The sequence below is a fragment of the Citrobacter sp. Ct235 genome (assembly GCF_030332305.1).
GTDB lineage: Bacteria > Pseudomonadota > Gammaproteobacteria > Enterobacterales > Enterobacteriaceae > Citrobacter_A > Citrobacter_A telavivensis.
Genome location: NZ_JAOWIC010000045.1, coordinates 1 through 20,528, shown reverse-complemented (window position 1 = coordinate 20,528; position 20,528 = coordinate 1). Strand labels below are relative to the sequence as shown.

Sequence of the window (20,528 nt, the reverse complement as noted above, 5' to 3'; positions counted from 1 at the left end):
CTTAGGTCGTGATAGTATCAATATTCATGCAATAAATGTGCATAAAAATACATTAACGTTGAGCATAAAGGAACCTGATGTTGAATACGCTGATTGTAGGCGCTAGCGGTTATGCGGGCGCAGAGCTTGTAAGCTACGTGAATCGCCACCCCCATATGACCATAACCGCTTTGACCGTCTCAGCGCAAAGCAATGATGCGGGAAAGTTAATTTCTGATTTGCATCCACAGCTTAAAGGCATTGTCGATCTGCCCTTGCAGCCAATGTCCGATATCAGCGAGTTTACCGACGGCGTGGATGTGGTGTTTTTAGCCACCGCCCACGAAGTCAGCCATGACCTGGCACCGCAATTTCTGGCCGCCGGTTGCGTGGTCTTCGATCTTTCCGGTGCCTTCCGCGTGAACGATGCCGGGTTCTATGAAAAATACTATGGCTTCACTCATCAGCACCCTGACCTGCTTGAGCAGGCGGTGTACGGCCTGGCGGAGTGGCGCGCCGACAAACTGAAAGAGGCGAATCTGATTGCGGTGCCGGGATGCTATCCCACGGCGGCGCAGCTCTCTCTTAAGCCACTGATCGACGCCGGGTTGCTGGATTTGGCGCAATGGCCGGTGATTAACGCGACCAGCGGCGTGAGCGGGGCAGGACGTAAAGCGGCGCTGTCTAACAGTTTCTGCGAAGTGAGCCTGCAACCGTATGGCGTGTTTACCCATCGTCATCAGCCGGAGATTGCCACCCATCTGGGGACCGAGGTGATTTTCACGCCTCATCTGGGTAATTTTCCGCGTGGGATTCTGGAAACGATCACCTGTCGGCTGCAGCCGGGCGTGACGCATGCGCAGGTCGCTCAGGTATTACAGCAGGCGTATGGTGATAAACCGCTGGTGCGTCTGTATGACAAAGGCGTTCCGGCGCTGAAGAATGTCGTTGGGCTGCCGTTCTGCGATATCGGTTTCGCCGTGCAGGGTGAACATTTGATTGTGGTGGCTACCGAAGATAACTTGTTGAAAGGCGCCGCCGCACAGGCAGTGCAGTGCGCTAATATTCGTTTCGGCTTTGCTGAAACGCAGTCTCTTATTTAAGGGTGCAATGATGAGTCCATTAATTATCAAGCTGGGTGGCGTATTACTGGATAGCGAAGAGGCGCTGGAGCGTCTTTTTACCGCGCTGGTGAACTATCGTGAGTCGCATCAGCGTCCGCTGGTCATTGTGCACGGCGGCGGCTGCGTCGTCGATGAACTGATGAAAGGGCTTAACCTGCCGGTGAAAAAGAAAAACGGCCTGCGCGTGACGCCTGCCGACCAGATCGACATCATCACCGGTGCGCTGGCGGGGACGGCAAACAAAACGTTGCTGGCCTGGGCGAAGAAGCATCACATTGCCTCCGTTGGTCTGTATCTTGGCGATGGCGATAGCGTAAACGTGACTCAGCTCGACGAAGAGCTTGGCCACGTTGGACTGGCGCAGCCGGGTTCGCCTGAGCTGATTAACACGCTGCTGGAAAAGGGTTTTCTGCCGGTGGTCAGCTCAATTGGGGTGACGGAAGAAGGGCAACTGATGAACGTGAACGCGGACCAGGCGGCGACGGCGCTGGCGGCGACGCTGGGCGCGGATCTGATCCTGCTCTCCGACGTGAGCGGGATTCTCGACGGTAAAGGTCAGCGTATTGCCGAAATGACCGCCGCGAAAGCGGAACAACTGATCGACCAGGGTATCATTACGGATGGCATGATTGTGAAGGTAAATGCCGCGCTGGATGCCGCGCGTACGCTGGGACGTCCGGTGGATATCGCTTCCTGGCGTCATGCCGAACAACTCCCGGCGCTGTTCAACGGCACGCCGATTGGTACACGTATTCTGGCGTAATGATTTTGTGCCCGATGGCGGCTACGCCTTATCGGGCCTACGAAAACACAACCTGTAGACCGGATTAGCGCAGCGCCATCCGGCAATTCAAGAATTTAAGGAAGCATGTTATGGCACTTTGGGGTGGGCGTTTTACTCAGGCAGCAGATCAGCGGTTCAAACAGTTCAACGATTCGTTGCGCTTTGATTACCGTCTGGCGGAGCAGGATATTGTTGGCTCTGTCGCCTGGTCCAAAGCGTTAGTCACCGTTGGCGTATTAACCGCTGACGAACAGCTTCAGCTCGAAGACGCGCTGAACATTCTGCTGGAAGAGGTCCGCGCCAATCCTCAGCAGATTCTGCAAAGCGATGCCGAAGATATTCATAGCTGGGTGGAAGGCAAACTGATCGACAAAGTGGGTCAGTTAGGTAAAAAGCTGCATACCGGGCGTAGCCGTAATGACCAGGTCGCCACCGATTTGAAACTGTGGTGCAAAGAGACGGTGACCGAACTGCTTACCGCGAATCGTCAGCTGCAAAGCGCGCTGGTCGAGACGGCGGAAAATAACCAGGATGCGGTAATGCCGGGGTATACCCATCTGCAGCGTGCGCAGCCGGTGACGTTTGCGCACTGGTGTCTGGCCTATGTCGAAATGCTGGTGCGTGATGAAAGTCGTTTGCAGGACGCGTTAAAACGTCTGGATGTGAGCCCATTAGGCTGTGGCGCCCTGGCGGGGACGGCGTATGAAATCGATCGTGAACAGCTGGCCGGCTGGCTGGGTTTTGCCTCGGCAACGCGGAACAGTCTGGACAGCGTTTCCGATCGTGACCATGTGCTGGAACTGCTGTCTGACGCCGCTATCGGGATGGTGCATCTGTCGCGTTTTGCCGAAGACCTGATTTTCTTTAACACGGGTGAGGCGGGCTTTGTTGAGCTTTCCGATCGCGTGACCTCCGGTTCGTCGCTGATGCCGCAGAAGAAAAACCCGGATGCGCTGGAGTTGATTCGCGGTAAATGTGGCCGTGTTCAGGGCGCATTGACCGGCATGATGATGACGCTGAAGGGGCTGCCGCTGGCCTATAACAAAGACATGCAGGAAGACAAAGAAGGCCTGTTCGACGCACTCGACACCTGGCTGGACTGCCTGCATATGGCCGCACTGGTGCTGGACGGTATCCAGGTGAAACGTCCGCGTTGTCAGGAAGCGGCGCAGCAAGGTTATGCAAACGCCACCGAACTGGCGGATTATCTGGTCGCGAAAGGCGTTCCGTTCCGTGAAGCGCACCATATCGTGGGTGAAACGGTCGTTGAGGCGATTCGCCAGGGGAAACCGCTGGAAGATCTGCCGCTGGCCGACCTGCAGAAATTCAGTAGCGTCATCGGCGATGATGTGTATCCGATCCTCTCCCTGCAGTCGTGTCTGGACAAGCGCGCGGCGAAAGGCGGCGTGTCTCCTCAGCAGGTTGCGCAAGCGATCGGCTATGCGAAGGCGCGTCTGGCATAACGGTTATGCGGTTTCACTCAGCCTGGCGCGATGCCAGGCTTTTTTATGTCACTGCATCAGGTATTACTGACCATAGTAGGCCTTCGCGCCGTGCTTCCTTAAAAAGTGCTTGTCCAACAATGTTTGCTGCATCGCGGTGAGATGGGGTTGCAGTTGCTGTGTGAACAAATTCATATACGCGATTTCTTCAAGCACAACGGCGTTATGCACGGCGTTGGCAGGATCGGTGCCCCAGGCAAAGGGGCCATGACTGTTTACCAGTACGGCAGGAATATGGTTGGGCGCGATCCCTCGTTGTTTAAAGGTTTCAATAATGACGCTGCCGGTGTCGTATTCGTAACGTCCATTGATTTCTTCATCCCGCATGGGGCGTGTACAAGGGATTGCGCCATAGAAATAATCAGCATGCGTTGTGCCCAGCGGCATTAAATCTTTTCCGGCCTGCGACCAGATGGTCGCGTGGCGCGAATGGGTATGGACGATGCCGCCAATATCTGGAAAGGCGTGATACAGCGCCAGATGTGTGTCGGTATCCGATGACGGTTTTTTGTTCCCTTCGACAACGTTCCCACTGTGTATATCGACGACGACCATATCATCCAGACTCATATTGTCGTATTCGACACCGGAGGGTTTAATCACCATTACCCCTTTTTCGCGATCAATTCCGCTGACATTTCCCCATGTAAAGGTGACCAGTTGATGAGCCGGCAAAGATAAATTAGCGGCCAGCACTTTTTTCTTCAGTGTATTCATTCTTTACTCCTGAATTACCGTTTGCTTTTATAAAAAGCGGATTTTCTCTCGTTCTTTAATTGGCGCGGTTTGTCACGTTGTTATTTAAATTACGCTGAATAAATAAGATGTAAAATTCATACAGATTCTTTGTGTTACCAAAACAACGAAAACGGTCAAATTCGGAACTAATCGGGCATGTTTTTGTGTTTTATGAATGCCCGTAAATGACCGAATAGTGGTTTTCTTGTGGAAACAACAGAATAAAAGAGCGATGTTTTGTGATGTATATTGGATTTTTTCATTATGTGTTGCTTTCGTTGCAGTTAGATTTTAGATTTCCGTCGCGTTACAGTGTGTGTGATATTTCTGTAAAACGATCCTTGACACCACTCACTTTAATTTAGGGCAAAAAGATTAATGATAAACACATGATGAAATCGGTTTTCGTGGGTCGATATTATGTTGCAGGCAGAACGTTATAAAATGATTTGTGCGCATGTTCAGAAGTTGGGGGCGGTGCGCGTCACGGAACTGTCGCAATTATGTCAGGTGTCGCAGGAAACAATTCGCAGAGATCTGACGAGGCTGGAAAAAAATAAGAAGCTCACCCGCAGCTTTGGTGGTGCGGTTTCACTGGATGCGCCGGATATTACGCCTGCGGCGATTGAAGACAACACCTGGCAAAAAAATAGCGTGGATCGGGCGGAATCATTTCGTAAACGTACTGAAGAACATCCTGATATTAAAGCAAAAATCACCAAGGCAGCGCTCCAGTTTATTCATCCTGGCGACTGCATTTTGATGGATAACAGCAGTACCTGTTGGTTTCTGGCCCGGCAAATCCCGGATATCGATATAACGGTCGTGACCAATTCACTGCGTATTATCCAGGCGTTAGCTTGTCGGGATAACGTTCGTATTATTGGTATCGGCGGTGAGTATTCCGAACGTCATGATGATTTTCATGGTCCGGTTGCGGAGAGCGCCATCAGAAACTTTCAGATTAATAGTTTCTTTTTTTCCTGTCAGGGCGTGAATCTGGAAAATGGAATCCGTGATGGTAGTGAAATAAATGCCCGGTTGAAACAGGTTATGTTACAGGTTTCGGCGAAAAAAATATTAATGGTTGACTCCAGTAAGTTCGAACAGTTCGCCTTTAGCAAAATATGTATGCTGGATGAAATTGATATTATGGTTACCAATAGTTGTAGTGATGAGCGTTACCGTAGTTTGCATCCGCAGTTAAATGTTGTTGAAGTTGATAAGTCATAGATGTGAATCGTTATCTGAATAATTGAGGTAGCATCCCGATTATTTAGCCAATACCAGAGAAAAGTTGAAATTAATAAAAAGTCAGGCTGATATTTTTATCGGGTTTCCCTGACACATGACGCTATTTCTTAAGGAAATTACGATGAAAAAATTAATCTTACCCTGCCTGATTACTGCTGTTTTAACGTCAACCGCAGCGTGGGCGGAACAACCCGCTACACCGCAAAAAGCCAACAAACCTTTCACGATGGGTGTCGTGGTTAAGGTGGGGGGCATTCCCTGGTTTAACGTGATGGAACAAGGCATTAAGGAAGAAGGAAAAGCATTAGGCGTTAATGCCTGGCAAGTCGGGCCGACGACCGCAGACCCGGCTGAACAGGTCCGCGCCATCGAAGATTTAATTGCTAAAAAAGTCGATGTGATTGGCGTTGTGCCAAACGATGCGAAAGTCCTGGAGCCTGTGCTGAAGCGCGCGCAGGAAGCCGGTATTAAGGTCATTACGCATGAGTCGCCGAACCAGGCGAATGCTGACTGGGACTTTGAATTGTTGAACACCCAAACAATGGGTGCCAACCATATGAAAGATATGGCGAAATGCATGGGTGAAGAAGGAAAATACGCCATGTTCGTCGGCAGCCTGACAGTTCCCCTGGTGAATGACTGGGCTGACGCTGCTATTGCGTATCAGAAAGAACATTACCCAAAAATGACGCTGGTTGAGGATCGTTTTGGCGTGGCGGAATCCGTGGACGACTCAATGCGTACTGCGAATGACCTGATGTCAAAATATAAAGATCTCAAAGGTATCATGTCATTTGGTTCGCAAGGTCCGATTGGCGCAGGCCGCGCAATTGATAAGCGTAAGAAAAACGATGCGATTTGCGTATTTGGCACATTCACCCCGGGACAGGGAATTAAGCTGCTGGAAAAAGGCGCGATTGATGGCGGATATATTTCTAATCCGATGACGGCGGGCAAAGTTTTTGTTCAGGTCGCCACGGCGATGATGAATGGCGAACCTATCAAAGATGGCGTGAAACTTGGCGATATGGGGGAAATTAACGTTCAGAACAATACCATTCTGAGTGATAACCCTGAAAAACTCGATCTTGAAAATACGCAACGTTTAGTGAAGTTAGGTTTGTAATTTTAGGTTGCATCACCGGGCCAGTCGTGGCCCGGATATCCTTTGGTCGTTCAGGAGCCGCAGATGCCCCATATTGCAGAGCGAAATGCAGATGTGCCGTTAGTGACGCTAAAATCGCTGACTAAAAGCTTCGGCGGTCATCAGGCATTAAAAAATATTGATCTCACGCTAAATAAAGGTGAAGTCCACTGCCTTGCGGGTGCGAATGGTTGTGGCAAAAGTACGTTAATCAAAACGTTGAGCGGTGTTTATACCCCGGATACCGGCAGTGAAATTATCATCGATGATAAATCATGGAGCAGACTCTCACCCGATAAAGCGCGTGAGTTAGGCATTCAGGTTATTTATCAGGATCTTTCTTTGTTTCCAAACCTGACGGTAGCGGAAAATATTGCCTTTGAGTACAACCTGAAAGGGTATTTTCGCTGGCATAAAAAATCTCACCTGAAAGCCGTATCGCAGAAAATTATTCAGGAATTGAATTTTAATCTTGATGCAGATGCGCTGGTTCAGCATTTGCCTATTGCACAACGCCAGCAGGTAGCGATTTGCCGTGCGCTGGTCGCGGAGGCCCGGCTGGTTATCATGGATGAACCGACGGCTTCACTTACCCGCACCGAAGTAAACCAGCTATTACGAACGGTAAATTACCTCCGTGATAAAAATATTACGGTGGTTTTTGTCAGTCACCGACTGGATGAAGTTAAAGAAATCTCCGACCGTATTACGGTGATTCGCGATGGCGAAATCATCGGAACCTGGGCGGCAGACTTATTGTCGCCAGGACGGATTACTGAACTGATGACTGGCAGAACGATTGTTCATCAGAAAAAATTACCGAATAGTATTGGCGGGAAAGTCGTCCTTGAACTGAATAAATTGAGCCGGAAAGGGCAATTTGAAGATATTTCCTTCCAGCTTCACCAGGGTGAAGTGCTGGGATTATGTGGCTTACTAGGTTCAGGGCGAACAGAACTGGCATTGAGCCTTTTTGGTATTACTCATCCAGATAGTGGGGATATTTATCTGGATGGGAAGAAAGTCGTGATTAACGATAATACGCAAGCCGCAAAACTGGGTATTGCTTATGTCTCTGAAGACCGCCTGACGCTGGGGGCCGTTTTACCGCAATCGGTCAGTGACAATATGGTGCTCTCGATCCTGAATCGGTTAAAAACACCCTGGCAATGTATTGATAAAAAACGGCAGGAGACCCTTGTTAAGGAATGGATTCAGGATCTGGATATTAAAGTCACCGATCCTGATAACCCGTTATCCACGCTTTCTGGCGGTAATCAGCAAAAAGTAGTGTTGGCAAAATGGATTCTCACTCGGCCGAAAGTATTGATTCTCGATGCGCCAACGGTAGGCGTTGATATTGGTGCGAAAGACAGTATTTACCAGCTTATCCACCGGCTTTCCGGTGTCGGTATTTCCGTGTTGCTGATTACTGATGAAGCGCCAGAAGCGTATTACAACTGCGATCGTATTTTCCATATGCAGCGAGGAAAGATTATTAATGAATTGCTGCCTTCTCTCTATACCGAACAGCAACTCGCGGAGGTGATTAATGGCTAATGTATTGCAGCTCCGGTTCCCACGTTCGGTCGAAGGATGGTTGGGCTGGGTCATTGTCCTGATGCTGGCGCTTTTTTCTCTGATGAGTGATGAGTTCCTGTCGATTCAGAATTTGCTGGATCTAACCGAAAGCTATGCCGTAACGGGAATTTTTGCCCTCGGTTTATTTGTCGTGCTGGTGACGGGAGGCATTGATATTTCGTTCGCGGCCGTCGCTTCCGTGGTGCAGTACATTGTGGCGTCGCTGTTGTTGAATGGGGCGATCGCGAATCCCCTGCTGTGCCTTGGGTTGGCGATCGTGCTGGGCGTTCTGTTTGGCCTGATTAACGCGATCCTCATTTATTACCTCAATGTGGTTTCCATCATTATCACTATCAGTATGCAGTCACTGCTATTTGGCATGTTGATGTGGCTGACCAATGGTCACAGCATTTACGACTTGCCTGACTGGTGGGTGACACAGCGATCCCTTTTTAGCTTTGGCTTTGAAGGGGAAGTTTACCAGGTTGGGCTGCCGTTGGTGGTGATGCTGGGCATGGCCTGCTTCACCTGGATTGTGATGAATAAAACCCACATTGGACGTCAGCTTTATGCCGTGGGCGGCAGTACTGAGTCGGCGCGGCGTATTGGGATTCGGGTTTCACTCATTTATCTGTTCGCCTATGGCTATCTTGGCGCTGCGGCAGCGATTGGGGGAATGCTTCAGGCTTATCGTATGAGCGAGGTCGTGCCCAATGCGTTAGTGGGGGGTGAACTGGATGTACTGGCTGCCGCCGTGTTAGGTGGCGCGAGCTTATCCGGCGGTCGCGGGTCAGTCATTGGCACGTTGATGGGGGTATTCCTCATCGGCATTCTGAAAAATGGTCTCAACCTGGTCGGCGTCTCCAGCTACTTCGTCAACATCGTCATCGGGGTGGTCATTGTCTCGGCAATTTGCGTCACTCACTACAAAAAACGTAAAGAAACGGACGTTGGATTCGTCTGACAAGGGGCTTGAAATGAAAAAACAGGCATTTTTACCAATTGATGGCACCAGCTCCGGTTTACTGGCGATATGTTTCTTCGCGGTGGTGGCATTTAGTCTGGCGATGCCCGGACGTTTTTTTACCGATAATACGTTTCTGAGTATTGCCTTCCAGTTGCCAGAACTGGGGCTGCTCACCTTCGCAATGTTTGTCCCTATGCTGAGCGGCGGGTTGAATCTGGCGATTATCGGCACGGCGAATCTGACCAGTCTGTTTATGGCCTGGCTGTTAATTCAATATGTGCCTGCTGAGGCGTCTACCGGCCTGCAGTTGTGGTGGTTATTTCTGGCGATGCTGGGCGCGATGATGATCGCCATCGTGATTGGCGCTATCACGGGGATCATTATTTCCCGAGTGGGGGCACACCCGATTCTGGTCACGCTGGGCAGTATGACGATTATCAGTGGCATTGGTATTTACCTTACCAAAGGCGCCGCGCTCAGTGGGATGCCACCCATTGTCCGCAGTATGGGGTCGGAAGTGGTTTATGGCGTGCCGGTTCCCATGGTGATTTTTATCGTCACGACGATCATGCTGGCACTGTTCCTCGGAAAAACCCGCACCGGGAAGGTTATTTACATGTGCGGCAGCAATATCAATGCGACCTGGTTTAGCGGTATTCGGACCGACCGTGTTCTGATGGCGATTTACGCCATATCCAGTCTGCTTTGCGTACTGGCGGGGCTCATTATGCTGGCCCGCTTTAACTCTGCACGTATGGGCTATGGCGATTCTTATCTCCTGCTGACGGTGCTGGCCATTGTCCTTGGCGGCACCGATCCATTCGGCGGGGTCGGTAAAGTCGGCCATGTCTTCTGCGCGTTGTTGGTGCTCCAGGTTATCGCCACCGGGCTGAGCCTGTCAGGACTGAGTCTGCATTTCAATCTGGCGGTATGGGGAATAACGTTGATTGCCGCCCTGGCCTTTAAGTTCTTCAAACAAAAATGGCAGGCGCGACGCGCCATGAATAACAGCCTGAAAGCATTTCGACAACAACTGGCCACTCGTGAGGGAAAAAATGCGTAGCCATCCATTAGGTATTTATGAAAAGGCGCTTCCCAGGAACACCAGTTGGGTAGAAAAACTGGCGCTGGCGAAATCATGCGGGTTTGATTTTGTTGAAATGTCAGTCGATGAAAGCGAAGAGCGCCTGGCTCGTCTGGACTGGTCGCTTGCCGAGCGCATGGAAATCATTAGCGCCATTCAGAAAACCGGCGTGCGTATTCCGACCCTGTGTTTATCGGCGCACCGCCGTTTCCCGTTCGGTAGTCACGATAGCGACACCCGCCTGCAAGCGCGAACGATCATGCAAAAAGCATTACGGTTGGCGCAGGATTTAGGCATTCGAACGATCCAGCTTGCCGGGTATGACGTCTATTACGAGCCGCAGAATGACGACACTATCGCCTTGTTTGAGGATGCGATGGCCTGGGTGGCGGAGCAGGCCGCCGCTGCGCAGGTGATGTGTGCTGTGGAAATTATGGATACTCCCTTTATTAACTCCATCAGCAAATGGAAAGTGCTGGATGCAAAAATCAATTCTCCGTGGTTTACCGTTTACCCCGATGTTGGCAATCTCACCGCATGGGGCAATGAGCTGGAGAGTGAGTTGGCGAAAGGTATTGACCGGATTGCCGCCATCCATCTTAAAGATACCTTTCCGGTGACGCCGGATTCCCCTGGACAGTTCCGCGATGTCCCCTTTGGTGAGGGATGCGTAGATTTCGTGAAGCTCTTCAGAATATTACGCCGTCTGAACTATAGGGGCACTTTCCTGATTGAAATGTGGACAGAAAAATCCCCTGAACCGTTACTGGAAATTATCCACGCGCGCCAGTGGATAGAAAGCAAGATGCAGGCGGCGGGGTGGCACGACGAGCGGGCATTGATCGCAGGATAAGGAGAGGACGATGGACCATTACTTTATGGGCATTGATTTGGGCGGCACCGTCACCAAGGCGGGAATCTACACTGCCGAGGGTAGAGAAATCACGGTGGCTGCTCAAACCTTATCGTTACTCAGCCCACAGGCAGGATTCTGCGAACGCGATATGGAGGCCCTTTGGGCGGCAACGTGTGACGTTATCCGGCGTGCGCTGGTTGAAAGTCATCTGTCGGCGGAACAGATTAACGGAATTGGTTTTTCCTCACACGGTAAAGGACTTTATCTGGTCGATAAGTCAGGAAGGCCCGTACGCAACGGGATTGTCTCTTCGGATTCCCGGGCACAGTCTCTGGTTGCGGACTGGAAAGCGCAGGATATCGACCGTCTGGCATATCCGCATAGCTTTCAGCAGTTATGGCCTTCACATCCGGCGGCATTGCTGAGGTGGCTGAAACAGCACGAGCCGGAGCGTTATGCGCGTACGGGTTATGTGTTGATGGCCCACGATTACATTCGTTATCGTTTGACGGCGGAATTGACCTGCGAAGAAACCAATATTTCGGGAAGTCAGTTATTTAATTTGCAGCGTAATGATTTCGATCCTGCGCTGTTCACCCTGTTCGGCATTGAAGAGATGATGGAGTGCATGCCGAAAGTGATTGGCTCCGCTGAACTGGCAGGGGTTGTCACAACGGACGCCGCCGCGTTATGCGGGTTAAAAGCTGGAACGCCGGTATTTGGCGGGGTGTTTGATGTCGTTGGCGCGGCAATGACTTCCGGCGTCTATGACAGCACGCAGCTTAGCGCGGTTGCCGGAACGTGGTCGATTGCCACCCGCGTTTTTGATGATATTATCCCGGCAGACTATCCGTATGTATGGGGTAAATTCAGTATTCCGGGGCACTATTTTGCCCACGAAGGCAGCCCCACTTCTGCCAGCAATCTGACCTGGTTTATTCAGCACTTTTTACCAGAACTACAGGATGACCACGACACGCTTAACCAGTGGGCGGCGCGTGGGTATGAGAAACCCGACAGCATTCTGTTTTTCCCCTGGCTATACGGTTCGAATTATGGCGATTCACTGAGTGGCGGATTCTTCGGGCTCGGAGGCCACCACGACGCGGCAGATATCGTTTACGGTATCTATCAGGGGATTGTGTTCTCGCACTTACTGCATCAGGACAAACTGTTGCAGCTCGGAGAAGGTATTCAAACGATTCGTTTCACCGGCGGCCCTACGCATTCACGTATCTGGATGCAGATGTTTTGCGATGCCAGCAATTTGCCGCTTGAAATTGTCGACGTTGAGCAGTCCGGCTGCCGGGCGGCGGCGATGTGTGCGGCTGTAGGTACGGGGGATTATCCTGGGTTTGAGCAGGCCATTAAAGCGACCCTGCCGCCGGTGATTCGTCTGGAACCGGATGCGAAGAAGCACGGCATGTTACGTCGCCAGTTCGAACGGTTTAAGCGTGTCGCCGATGCGTTGAGTGCTGTCGAACGCGAATAACAACCTGTTCTTGTCTCATCACGGCCTGGCGTTAAGCCGGGCTTTTTTACGTAAAAAAAATGCGGACCTGAGGTCCGCAAAAGTTCACGTTGGCTTTAGTTATTTGGGTATGAGAGAGACTCTCAAAACGGGCAGTGGCTTCAAGGGTTAAACGAGACCGCTCCGTTTCTGTGATGGATTATCAGACAGAAAGCTTGATAGGGATAATCGTTCGTTGCTATGCTACCTATCGCCATGAACTATCGTGGCGATGGAGGATGAATAATGAATATTCGTGATCTTGAATACCTGGTGGCATTAGCCGAACATCGCCACTTTCGGCGCGCGGCGGATTCCTGTCACGTCAGCCAGCCAACGTTGAGCGGTCAAATCCGTAAGCTGGAAGATGAACTGGGCGTAATGCTGCTGGAGCGTACGAGTCGTAAAGTGCTGTTCACCCAGGCAGGTTTACTGCTGGTGGATCAGGCACGCACCGTGCTGCGTGAGGTCAAAGTGCTCAAGGAGATGGCAAGCCAGCAGGGCGAGACCATGTCCGGTCCGCTGCACATTGGTTTGATTCCCACCGTTGGTCCTTACCTGCTGCCGCACATTATTCCGATGCTGCACCAGACGTTCCCGAAGCTGGAAATGTATCTGCATGAAGCACAAACCCATCAGCTGCTGGCACAGCTGGATAGCGGCAAACTCGATTGCGTGATCCTGGCGCTGGTGAAAGAGAGTGAGGCATTTATTGAAGTGCCGCTGTACGACGAACCGATGCAACTGGCTATTTATGAGGATCACCCGTGGGCGAATCGCGAATGCGTGCCGATGTCCGATCTGGCCGGTGAAAAACTGCTGATGCTGGAGGACGGTCACTGTCTGCGCGATCAGGCGATGGGCTTCTGCTTTGAAGCGGGGGCTGATGAAGACACCCACTTCCGCGCGACCAGTCTGGAAACGCTGCGTAATATGGTGGCGGCGGGAAGCGGGATTACATTGCTGCCGGCGCTGGCGGTTCCACAGGAACGCAAACGCGATGGCGTTGTGTATTTGCCCTGCATTAAGCCTGAGCCGCGTCGCACAGTGGGGCTGGTTTATCGTCCGGGTTCCCCCCTGCGTAGTCGCTATGAGCAACTGGCAGAGGCCATCCGTGGTGCAATGGATGGCCATTTCGACAATGCGTTAAAAAAGGCGGTTTAAGCCGTTTAGCGCAGCGACCCGATAGGCTTCTGCCATGGTCGGGTAGTTAAAGGTGGTGTTAACAAAGTACTCAATTGTGTTACCGCCACCTTTCTGCTCCATAATCGCCTGACCGATGTGAATAATCTCGGCTGCGCGCTCGCCAAAGCAGTGAATTCCCAGAATCTCTTTGGTTTCCCGATGGAACAAAATCTTCAGCGTGCCCACGTTCATGCCGACGATTTGCGCACGTGCCAGGTGTTTAAACTGGGCACGACCCACTTCGTAAGGCACTTTCATTGCCGTCAGTTGCTGTTCGGTTTTACCCACAGAACTGATCTCCGGAATGGTATAAATCCCGGTTGGGATATCTTCTATCAGGTGCGCGTTCGCTTCCCCTTTCACCAGCGCCTGGGCGGCAATGCGTCCCTGGTCGTATGCAGCGGACGCCAGGCTCGGGTAACCAATCACGTCACCCACTGCGTAAATGTGCGGCAGTGCGGTCTGGTACATGCTGTTGACCTTGAGCTGACCACGGCTGTCGGTTTCCAGACCGATATTCTGTAACGCCAGGGAATCGGTATTCCCGGTACGACCATTGGCATACAGCAGGCAGTCGGCCTTCAGTTTCTTACCGGACTTCAGGTGCATGATCACCCCGTCGTCACAGCCTTCGATCTTCTCATACTCTTCATTGTGGCGAATGACGACGCCGCTGTTCCAGAAGTGATAAGAGAGGGAGTCGGACATCTCCTGATCGAGGAACGCCAGCAGACGATCACGGGTGTTGATGAGGTCAACTTTGACCTCCATTCCGCGGAAAATAGACGCATACTCGCAGCCGATCACCCCGGCGCCATAAATAATGACGTGGCGAGGCTCGTGGTGCAGACTGAGGATCGAATCGCTGTCATAGATGCGCGGGTGCGAGAAGTCCACGTCTGTCGGATGATAAGGGCGCGATCCGCAGGCAATGACAAACTTCTCTGCCGTCAGGGTTTCAACCGTGCCGTCATGACATTCCAGCGCCAGCGTGTGTTCGTCGACAAAATGGGCGTTGCCCTGCAAGATTTCGCAGTGGTTACGCTCATAAAAACCCTGCCGCATCCGTGTTTGCTGATTAATCACGTTGTCGGCATGGTTGAGAATATCGGCGAATGAGGAACGAAGCAGGCGGGAATGATCGCTGTAAAGGGGGTTCTGATTGAATTCGATAATACGGCTGACTGCGTGACGGAGCGCTTTCGACGGGATGGTGCCCCAGTGGGTGCAACCGCCGCCAACGTTATGATAGCGCTCGACAACGGCAACGCGAGCTCCTTGCTTAACCAGACCCATTGCAGCGCCTTCGCCGCCGGGGCCGGAACCTATTACTATGGCATCGTAATCGTAGGAATGTGGCATGGTAAGGCTTACCTGTTCTTATACATAAAAGCAACAGAATAGTAACATCATTGCCGGGATAACCCAATTATCGTTGTGCTTTTTTGCGAAGCTGAAGCACAAACTGCGCGCAAACAATCATTCACAAAGCGGAACAAGCAGATTAACTTTGAACTCTGGTATAGTGCCAGACAAGACATATGGAAGGATTCAGACATCGTGATGGGCGTTAGAGCGCAGCAAAAAGAAAAAACCCGGCGTTCGCTGGTAGAGGCCGCATTTAGTCAACTGAGCGCAGAGCGTAGCTTCGCCAGCCTGAGTTTGCGTGAAGTCGCGCGCGAAGCGGGCATTGCGCCAACCTCCTTTTATCGTCATTTCCGTGATGTTGATGAACTCGGCCTGACGATGGTCGATGAAAGCGGTCTGATGCTGCGTCAGTTGATGCGCCAGGCCCGTCAGCGTATCGCCAAGGGCGGGAGTGTGATCCGCACCTCGGTCTCTACATTTATGGAGTTCATCGGTAACAACCCCAACGCCTTCCGTTTATTATTGCGTGAACGTTCTGGTACCTCAGCGGCTTTCCGTGCCGCCGTTGCACGAGAAATTCAGCACTTCATCGCGGAACTTGCGGATTATCTGGAACTCGAAAACCATATGCCGCGCGCGTTTACTGAAGCGCAAGCCGAAGCGATGGTGACGATTGTCTTCAGTGCAGGCGCCGAGGCGCTGGACGTGGGGGCGGAACAACGCCAACAGTTAGAAGAGCGACTGGTACTGCAACTGCGCATGATTTCGAAAGGCGCGTTTTACTGGTATCGCCGCGAACAAGAGAAGATGACCCTCATTCCAGGTAACGTGAAGGAAGAGCAATGAAACAGTCAGTTCAGGATAAAGGTACGCTGTTGCTGGCGCTGGTCGCTGGCTTGTCGATCAATGGCACATTCGCGGCGCTGTTTAGCTCCATCGTGCCGTTCTCTGTATTCCCGATTATCTCGCTGGTGCTGACGGTGTACTGTCTGCATCAACGTTATCAGAATCGCACCATGCCTGTGGGGTTACCGGGCCTGTCTGCCGCCTGCTTTATTCTCGGCGTTCTGCTTTACAGCACCGTGGTGCGCGCGGAGTATCCGGATATCGGCTCCAACTTCTTCCCGGCGGTGCTGTCGGTCATTCTGGTCTTCTGGATCGGCGTGAAAATGCGTAATCGCAAGCAGGAAGTGTCGGAATAAGCGCGGCTGACGTCCAGGCCGGATGCGGCATAAATGCCTTATCCGGCCGATAACCGATTACTTCGCCGTCAACAACACACCGCACTCCATATGGTGCGTATACGGGAACTGATCGAACAGCGCCAGACGTGAGACGTTATGCGTCTGGCTCAAGGTTTCCAGGTTCTTGCACAGCGTCTGCGGATTGCAGGAGATGTACAGAATACGCGGATACGCCTGCACCATTTTCTCCGTCTCGCTGTCCAGACCGCTGCGGGGCGGATCGACAAAAATCGTTTCACACTGATAGCTTTTCAGATCGATGCCCTGCAAGCGGTTAAACTCGCGCACGCCATTCATCGCCTGCGTAAACTCTTCCGCCGCCATGCGGATAATCTGCACGTTATCAATCTGATTCGCCGCAATGTTGTATTGCGCGGCGGCAACCGAGGGTTTAGCGATTTCGGTCGCCAGTACGCGCTCAAAGTTGCGCGCCAGCGCGAGCGAAAAGTTGCCATTCCCGCAGTACAGTTCGAGCAGATCGCCTTTCGATTCGCGCGTGACATCCAGCGCCCACTCCAGCATCTGAATGTTCATTGCCGCATTGGGTTGCGTAAAGCTATTCTCGACCTGACGATAGATCATCTCTTTGCCCGCAACCGGCAAGCGTTCGTCGATGTAATCCTGGTCCAGCGCGATTTTCGTTTTCGTCGCGCGGCCAATCAGATGCACGTTCAGGTTCTGCGCGCGCAGAGCATCGCGCAACGCTTCGGCGGCTTCACGCCACTCATCGTCCAGTTTTTTATGATACAGCAGCGAGACCACTGCCTGATTGCTCATGGTGGTCAGGTAATCAATCTGAAACAGCTTATGGCGCAGCACGCGGTTGTCGCGTACGCCAGCGATCATCGCGGTCATTAACTGATTGATCAGTTCACTCGCCGCCGGGAAGCTGTCGACGCGAATTCGGCTTTTGCTCTGCTGATCAAAAATGATGTGATACAGGTCGTCACCGTCGTGCCAGATGCGGAACTCCGCACGCATACGGTAGTGACTGACCGGCGAGCGAAACACTTCCGGAACCAGGCCAGAAAAGGGCGCCATCATACTCTGCAAGCGCACCACTTTCTCGGCGAGCTGCGCGTCATACTGTTCTGTCGGAAGGTGTTCGGGGGTCATGATGTATCCTGAAAAATATAAGTACGCGGGGATTGTAGGGATTGCTCAACAGATGTCCAGACATTGATGACTTCCGATATTTAACAATCACGCTGGACAGTAAGATGTTACAAACTGTAGCATCCGTGTGCCGGTCCTGTGAGTTAATAGGGAATCCAGTGTAAATCTGGAGCTGACGCGCAGCGGTAAGGAAAGGTGAGATGAGAGCGTAAGCAGACACTGCCCTCGGGTGGGAAGTCTTCATTTCTGGTATCCCTGACGGGGATACCCTTCCAAGCCCGAAGACCTGCCGGCTAACGTCGCAACTGGTTTTCATCATCGCGTACTATCGGTGGGACCTGCGGCATCCTTCTTATATTGTGGATGCTTTACAATGATTAAAAAAACATCGCTGTTGACGGTGCTCTCCGTCACGGCCTTTTCAGGTTGGGCACAGGATGCCACGCCTGACACGCTTGTCGTGACGGCAAACCGTTTTCAGCAACCTGTTAATACCGTTCTGGCACCAACTGACATTGTCACGCGTGAAGATATCGAACGCTGGCAGTCCCGAACTGTCCTTGATGTCATGCGCCGTCTGCCTGGCGTGGATGTCGCCCAGAATGGCGGCATGGGGCAAAGCTCTTCTCTGTTTGTGCGGGGTACCGAAGCGAAACACGTTCTGGTGTTAGTGGATGGTATTCCGGTCGCCCGTCCGGGCATTTCGAATAACTCCGATATTGATCAGATTCCGGTCTCGCTGGTGCAGCGCATCGAATATATCCGCGGCCCGCGTTCAGCGATTTATGGTTCCGGTGCCATTGGCGGCGTGGTGAACATTATCACCATGGCCGGTGAGGAGCGTTCGCAGATCAATGCTGGCGTGGGGTCAAAAGGCTATCAGCAGTATGACGGCACTTATCGCCAGCGTTTTGGTGATACCGTGGTGACCGCTGCCGGGGCATATCAGACCACCAAAGGCTTCGATGTTCAGCCGCGCTCCAGCTATAGCGGTGATAGCGATCGCGATGGCTATCGCAACAAGCTGTTCTGGGGAGGCGTTGAGCACAAATTTAACGATCAATTCGAGGGTTACTTCCGTGGCTACGGCTATGCCAGTAATGCCGATTATGACCAGGGGAAATGGGGTTATGACGGCGGAAACGACGAGCACCAGAATTACACCCAGTCGTGGGATACAGGGCTGCGCTTCAATTCCGGTATCTACTCTTCGCAACTGGTCGCCAATTACCAGCGTATTAAGGACTACAACTACAGCAGTCTGAACGGGCGCTATGCGACAGGTTACAGCCTTGATGACATGGAGCAGCGCTATGTCCAGTGGGGTAACAACGTTATTGTCGGGCACGGTGCTGTCAGCGCGGGCGTCGACTGGAAGCAAGAAAAGCTGATGTCCTTTGGCGAGTATGGGACAGACAACTATAAGCGTGATAACACGGGCCTCTATTTGACCGGGCAACAGCAGATTGACAGCGTGACGCTGGAAGCGTCTGGTCGTGAAGACCATGACGACCAGTTTGGCTGGCATGGCACCTGGCAAACGGCGGCGGGCTGGCAGTTCGTTGATGACTATAAGGTGACGCTCTCTTACGGCACGGGCTTCCTTGCGCCTTCACTGGGGCAACAGTTTGGTGCGGAGCGTTTTGGCATTGCCTCTAACCCGAATCTGAAGCCGGAAGAATCGAAGCAGTGGGAAGCCGGGCTGGAAGGGCTGACCGGTCCGCTTGACTGGCGCTTGTCGACCTATCGCTACAAAATCCAGAATCTGATCGACTACAACAACAATACCTACTTCAACGTCAAATCTGCGACCATCAAGGGGCTGGAATGGACGGGAAACCTGACAACCGGTCCGGTCGATCACCGCTTAACGTTGCAGTATGTGGATCCGCGCGATGATGAAACCGATCAACAGCTTTATCGCCGCGCCAAGCAGCAGGTGAAGTATGAGCTGAGCGGGCAGGTCTACGAGCTGGGCTGGGATGTGACCTATCAGTACATCGGCGAGCGCTACGATTACGACTATGACAATTCCCGTAAGGTGAAAATGGGCGGGCTGAGCGTGTGGGATATTGGACTTTCATATCCGGTCACCTCACATCTCACAGTTCGTGGTAAAATAGCCAACCTGTTCGATAAAGATTACGAGACAGTTTATGGCTACCAAACTGCAGGACGGGAATACACCTTGTCTGGCAGCTACACCTTCTGATCCACGCCCCACCGTACTGGTATTTGATTCCGGTGTCGGTGGGTTGTCGGTCTATGATGAGATCCGGCATCTCCTGCCGGATCTCCACTATATCTACGCTTTCGATAACGTGGCTTTTCCTTATGGGGAAAAGAGCGAGGCATTTATCGTTGAGCGCGTTGTTGAGATCGTGACGGCGGTACAGCAGCGTTATCCTCTCTCCCTGGCGGTTATCGCCTGTAACACGGCCAGTACGGTCTCTCTTCCGGCCTTGCGTGAGAAGTTCGCTTTCCCGGTCGTGGGCGTGGTGCCGGCGATTAAACCGGCGGCGCGTCTGACGGCGAATGGCGTTGTCGGGCTGCTGGCAACACGCGGGACGGTGAAACGTCCTTATACGCATGAGCTGATTGCGCGCTTTGCGAATGAGTGTCAGATAGCCATGCTGGGGTCAGCGGAGCTAGTGGAGTTGGCGGAAGCGAAGCTGCACGGTGAGCCGGTGCCGCTGGAAGAGTTGCAACGGATTCTGCGCCCATGGCTGCGGATGCCGGAACCGCCTGATACGGTAGTGCTCGGGTGCACCCATTTCCCACTGTTACAGGAAGAACTCTTACAGGTTCTTCCTGAAGGGACGCGGCTGGTAGATTCCGGAGCGGCGATTGCGCGCCGCACGGCCTGGCTACTGGAACATGAAGCGCCGGATGCGAAATCCGCAGATGCCAATATCGCCTATTGTATGGCGATGACGCCGGAAACTGAGCAATTATTACCCGTTTTGCAGCGTTACGGCTTTGAATCGCTCGAAAAACTGACGGTTTAAACCTGTTTTGGATAAATATTACGCACTCGGAAAATTATTTTAAATTTCCCCTTGTCAGCCTGAAATAACTCCCTATAATGCGCC

Annotated in this window: 18 protein-coding genes and 1 riboswitch; of the genes, 15 read left to right on the top strand and 3 right to left on the bottom strand. The window is 52.2% G+C overall.

The window, feature by feature from the left end; all coding sequences use genetic code 11:
• Positions 1 to 77: 77 nt before the first annotated feature.
• The 3 genes from argC to argH all read left to right on the top strand — a co-directional run bounded on the left by argC (position 78) and on the right by argH (position 3,350).
• On the top strand, positions 78 to 1,082 hold the full coding sequence (argC, locus tag OGY35_RS11935) for an N-acetyl-gamma-glutamyl-phosphate reductase (protein ID WP_286632368.1): 1,005 nt from the start codon (positions 78 to 80) through the stop codon (positions 1,080 to 1,082).
• 7 nt (positions 1,083 to 1,089) lie between these two features.
• A complete protein-coding gene (argB, locus tag OGY35_RS11930; RefSeq protein ID WP_152401275.1) occupies positions 1,090 to 1,866 on the top strand; it encodes an acetylglutamate kinase in 777 nt (258 codons plus the stop codon).
• A 110-nt stretch (positions 1,867 to 1,976) separates the two neighbouring features.
• Positions 1,977 to 3,350 carry an argininosuccinate lyase gene (argH, locus tag OGY35_RS11925; RefSeq protein WP_286632367.1) on the top strand — a complete coding sequence of 458 codons (1,374 nt, stop codon included), beginning with the start codon at positions 1,977 to 1,979 and terminating at the stop codon, positions 3,348 to 3,350.
• A 63-nt stretch (positions 3,351 to 3,413) separates the two neighbouring features.
• Here argH and araD read toward each other — a convergent pair whose 3' ends face one another.
• Positions 3,414 to 4,106, bottom strand: a complete 693-nt coding sequence (gene araD / locus OGY35_RS11920; protein WP_286632366.1) for an L-ribulose-5-phosphate 4-epimerase — start codon at positions 4,104 to 4,106, stop codon at positions 3,414 to 3,416.
• Positions 4,107 to 4,547: 441 nt separating this feature from the next.
• On the opposite strand from araD, the gene OGY35_RS11915 reads away from it, so the two are divergent.
• The 8 genes from OGY35_RS11915 to oxyR all read left to right on the top strand — a co-directional run bounded on the left by OGY35_RS11915 (position 4,548) and on the right by oxyR (position 13,687).
• Entirely contained in the window at positions 4,548 to 5,360 is an 813-nt protein-coding gene (locus OGY35_RS11915; protein ID WP_286632365.1) for a DeoR/GlpR family DNA-binding transcription regulator, read from the top strand.
• 142 nt (positions 5,361 to 5,502) lie between these two features.
• Positions 5,503 to 6,507, top strand: coding sequence for a substrate-binding domain-containing protein (locus OGY35_RS11910; RefSeq protein WP_286632364.1), 1,005 nt, complete (start codon positions 5,503 to 5,505; stop codon positions 6,505 to 6,507).
• A gap of 63 nt (positions 6,508 to 6,570) precedes the next feature.
• Complete coding sequence (locus OGY35_RS11905) at positions 6,571 to 8,085, top strand: sugar ABC transporter ATP-binding protein (protein ID WP_178827319.1); 1,515 nt, start codon at positions 6,571 to 6,573, stop codon at positions 8,083 to 8,085.
• On the top strand, positions 8,078 to 9,070 hold the full coding sequence (locus OGY35_RS11900) for an ABC transporter permease (protein WP_286632363.1): 993 nt from the start codon (positions 8,078 to 8,080) through the stop codon (positions 9,068 to 9,070). Before OGY35_RS11905 ends, OGY35_RS11900 begins: the two co-directional genes overlap by 8 nt.
• Before the next feature lie 13 nt (positions 9,071 to 9,083).
• Entirely contained in the window at positions 9,084 to 10,136 is a 1,053-nt protein-coding gene (locus tag OGY35_RS11895; protein WP_152401289.1) for an ABC transporter permease, read from the top strand.
• The gene (locus tag OGY35_RS11890; RefSeq protein ID WP_046493521.1) at positions 10,129 to 11,010 is read left to right on the top strand and encodes an L-ribulose-5-phosphate 3-epimerase; all 882 of its coding nucleotides are present in this window, start codon (positions 10,129 to 10,131) and stop codon (positions 11,008 to 11,010) included. The genes OGY35_RS11895 and OGY35_RS11890 overlap by 8 nt, the downstream gene beginning before the upstream one ends.
• Before the next feature lie 10 nt (positions 11,011 to 11,020).
• Positions 11,021 to 12,505, top strand: a complete 1,485-nt coding sequence (locus OGY35_RS11885; RefSeq protein ID WP_286632362.1) for an FGGY-family carbohydrate kinase — start codon at positions 11,021 to 11,023, stop codon at positions 12,503 to 12,505.
• A 264-nt stretch (positions 12,506 to 12,769) separates the two neighbouring features.
• Positions 12,770 to 13,687: a DNA-binding transcriptional regulator OxyR gene (gene oxyR, locus OGY35_RS11880; protein WP_286632361.1), complete on the top strand. Its 918-nt coding sequence runs from the start codon at positions 12,770 to 12,772 to the stop codon at positions 13,685 to 13,687.
• Here the strand turns inward: oxyR and sthA are convergent.
• The gene (gene sthA / locus OGY35_RS11875) at positions 13,670 to 15,070 is read right to left on the bottom strand and encodes a Si-specific NAD(P)(+) transhydrogenase (protein ID WP_286632360.1); all 1,401 of its coding nucleotides are present in this window, start codon (positions 15,068 to 15,070) and stop codon (positions 13,670 to 13,672) included. The two genes, oxyR and sthA, sit on opposite strands and share 18 nt — an antisense overlap.
• A 198-nt stretch (positions 15,071 to 15,268) precedes the next feature.
• Here sthA and fabR point away from each other — a divergent pair, with 198 nt between their 5' ends.
• Positions 15,269 to 15,922 carry an HTH-type transcriptional repressor FabR gene (gene fabR, locus OGY35_RS11870; RefSeq protein ID WP_080950006.1) on the top strand — a complete coding sequence of 218 codons (654 nt, stop codon included), beginning with the start codon at positions 15,269 to 15,271 and terminating at the stop codon, positions 15,920 to 15,922.
• Positions 15,919 to 16,278: a YijD family membrane protein gene (locus OGY35_RS11865; RefSeq protein ID WP_042325658.1), complete on the top strand. Its 360-nt coding sequence runs from the start codon at positions 15,919 to 15,921 to the stop codon at positions 16,276 to 16,278. The genes fabR and OGY35_RS11865 overlap by 4 nt, the downstream gene beginning before the upstream one ends.
• Positions 16,279 to 16,335: 57 nt before the next feature.
• Here the strand turns inward: OGY35_RS11865 and trmA are convergent, their stop codons facing one another.
• The gene (gene trmA, locus OGY35_RS11860) at positions 16,336 to 17,436 is read right to left on the bottom strand and encodes a tRNA (uridine(54)-C5)-methyltransferase TrmA (protein ID WP_178823077.1); all 1,101 of its coding nucleotides are present in this window, start codon (positions 17,434 to 17,436) and stop codon (positions 16,336 to 16,338) included.
• A 114-nt stretch (positions 17,437 to 17,550) separates the two neighbouring features.
• Positions 17,551 to 17,744: riboswitch (cobalamin riboswitch) on the top strand.
• 65 nt (positions 17,745 to 17,809) lie between these two features.
• Here trmA and btuB point away from each other — a divergent pair.
• Together btuB and murI are read left to right on the top strand one after the other, a co-directional pair.
• Positions 17,810 to 19,648: a TonB-dependent vitamin B12 receptor BtuB gene (gene btuB / locus OGY35_RS11855; protein ID WP_178823078.1), complete on the top strand. Its 1,839-nt coding sequence runs from the start codon at positions 17,810 to 17,812 to the stop codon at positions 19,646 to 19,648.
• Positions 19,593 to 20,444 (top strand): glutamate racemase, encoded by an 852-nt coding sequence (gene murI, locus OGY35_RS11850; RefSeq protein WP_042998964.1) that lies wholly within the window; start codon positions 19,593 to 19,595, stop codon positions 20,442 to 20,444. Before btuB ends, murI begins: the two co-directional genes overlap by 56 nt.
• Positions 20,445 to 20,528 lie beyond the last annotated feature (84 nt).

Bases quoted from the DNA above. Each gene is read 5' to 3' on its own strand.
- araD (WP_286632366.1), bottom strand. From the start codon at position 4,106: ATGAATACACTGAAGAAAAAAGTGCTGGCCGCTAATTTATCTTTGCCG.
- OGY35_RS11890 (WP_046493521.1), top strand. From the start codon at position 10,129: ATGCGTAGCCATCCATTAGGTATTTATGAAAAGGCGCTTCCCAGGAAC.
- OGY35_RS11895 (WP_152401289.1), top strand. From the start codon at position 9,084: ATGAAAAAACAGGCATTTTTACCAATTGATGGCACCAGCTCCGGTTTA.
- OGY35_RS11910 (WP_286632364.1), top strand. From the start codon at position 5,503: ATGAAAAAATTAATCTTACCCTGCCTGATTACTGCTGTTTTAACGTCA.
- btuB (WP_178823078.1), top strand. From the start codon at position 17,810: ATGATTAAAAAAACATCGCTGTTGACGGTGCTCTCCGTCACGGCCTTT.
- OGY35_RS11915 (WP_286632365.1), top strand. From the start codon at position 4,548: ATGTTGCAGGCAGAACGTTATAAAATGATTTGTGCGCATGTTCAGAAG.
- argH (WP_286632367.1), top strand. From the start codon at position 1,977: ATGGCACTTTGGGGTGGGCGTTTTACTCAGGCAGCAGATCAGCGGTTC.
- OGY35_RS11905 (WP_178827319.1), top strand. From the start codon at position 6,571: ATGCCCCATATTGCAGAGCGAAATGCAGATGTGCCGTTAGTGACGCTA.
- sthA (WP_286632360.1), bottom strand. From the start codon at position 15,070: ATGCCACATTCCTACGATTACGATGCCATAGTAATAGGTTCCGGCCCC.
- argC (WP_286632368.1), top strand. From the start codon at position 78: ATGTTGAATACGCTGATTGTAGGCGCTAGCGGTTATGCGGGCGCAGAG.
- argB (WP_152401275.1), top strand. From the start codon at position 1,090: ATGATGAGTCCATTAATTATCAAGCTGGGTGGCGTATTACTGGATAGC.
- trmA (WP_178823077.1), bottom strand. From the start codon at position 17,436: ATGACCCCCGAACACCTTCCGACAGAACAGTATGACGCGCAGCTCGCC.
- murI (WP_042998964.1), top strand. From the start codon at position 19,593: ATGGCTACCAAACTGCAGGACGGGAATACACCTTGTCTGGCAGCTACA.
- OGY35_RS11865 (WP_042325658.1), top strand. From the start codon at position 15,919: ATGAAACAGTCAGTTCAGGATAAAGGTACGCTGTTGCTGGCGCTGGTC.
- OGY35_RS11900 (WP_286632363.1), top strand. From the start codon at position 8,078: ATGGCTAATGTATTGCAGCTCCGGTTCCCACGTTCGGTCGAAGGATGG.
- oxyR (WP_286632361.1), top strand. From the start codon at position 12,770: ATGAATATTCGTGATCTTGAATACCTGGTGGCATTAGCCGAACATCGC.
- OGY35_RS11885 (WP_286632362.1), top strand. From the start codon at position 11,021: ATGGACCATTACTTTATGGGCATTGATTTGGGCGGCACCGTCACCAAG.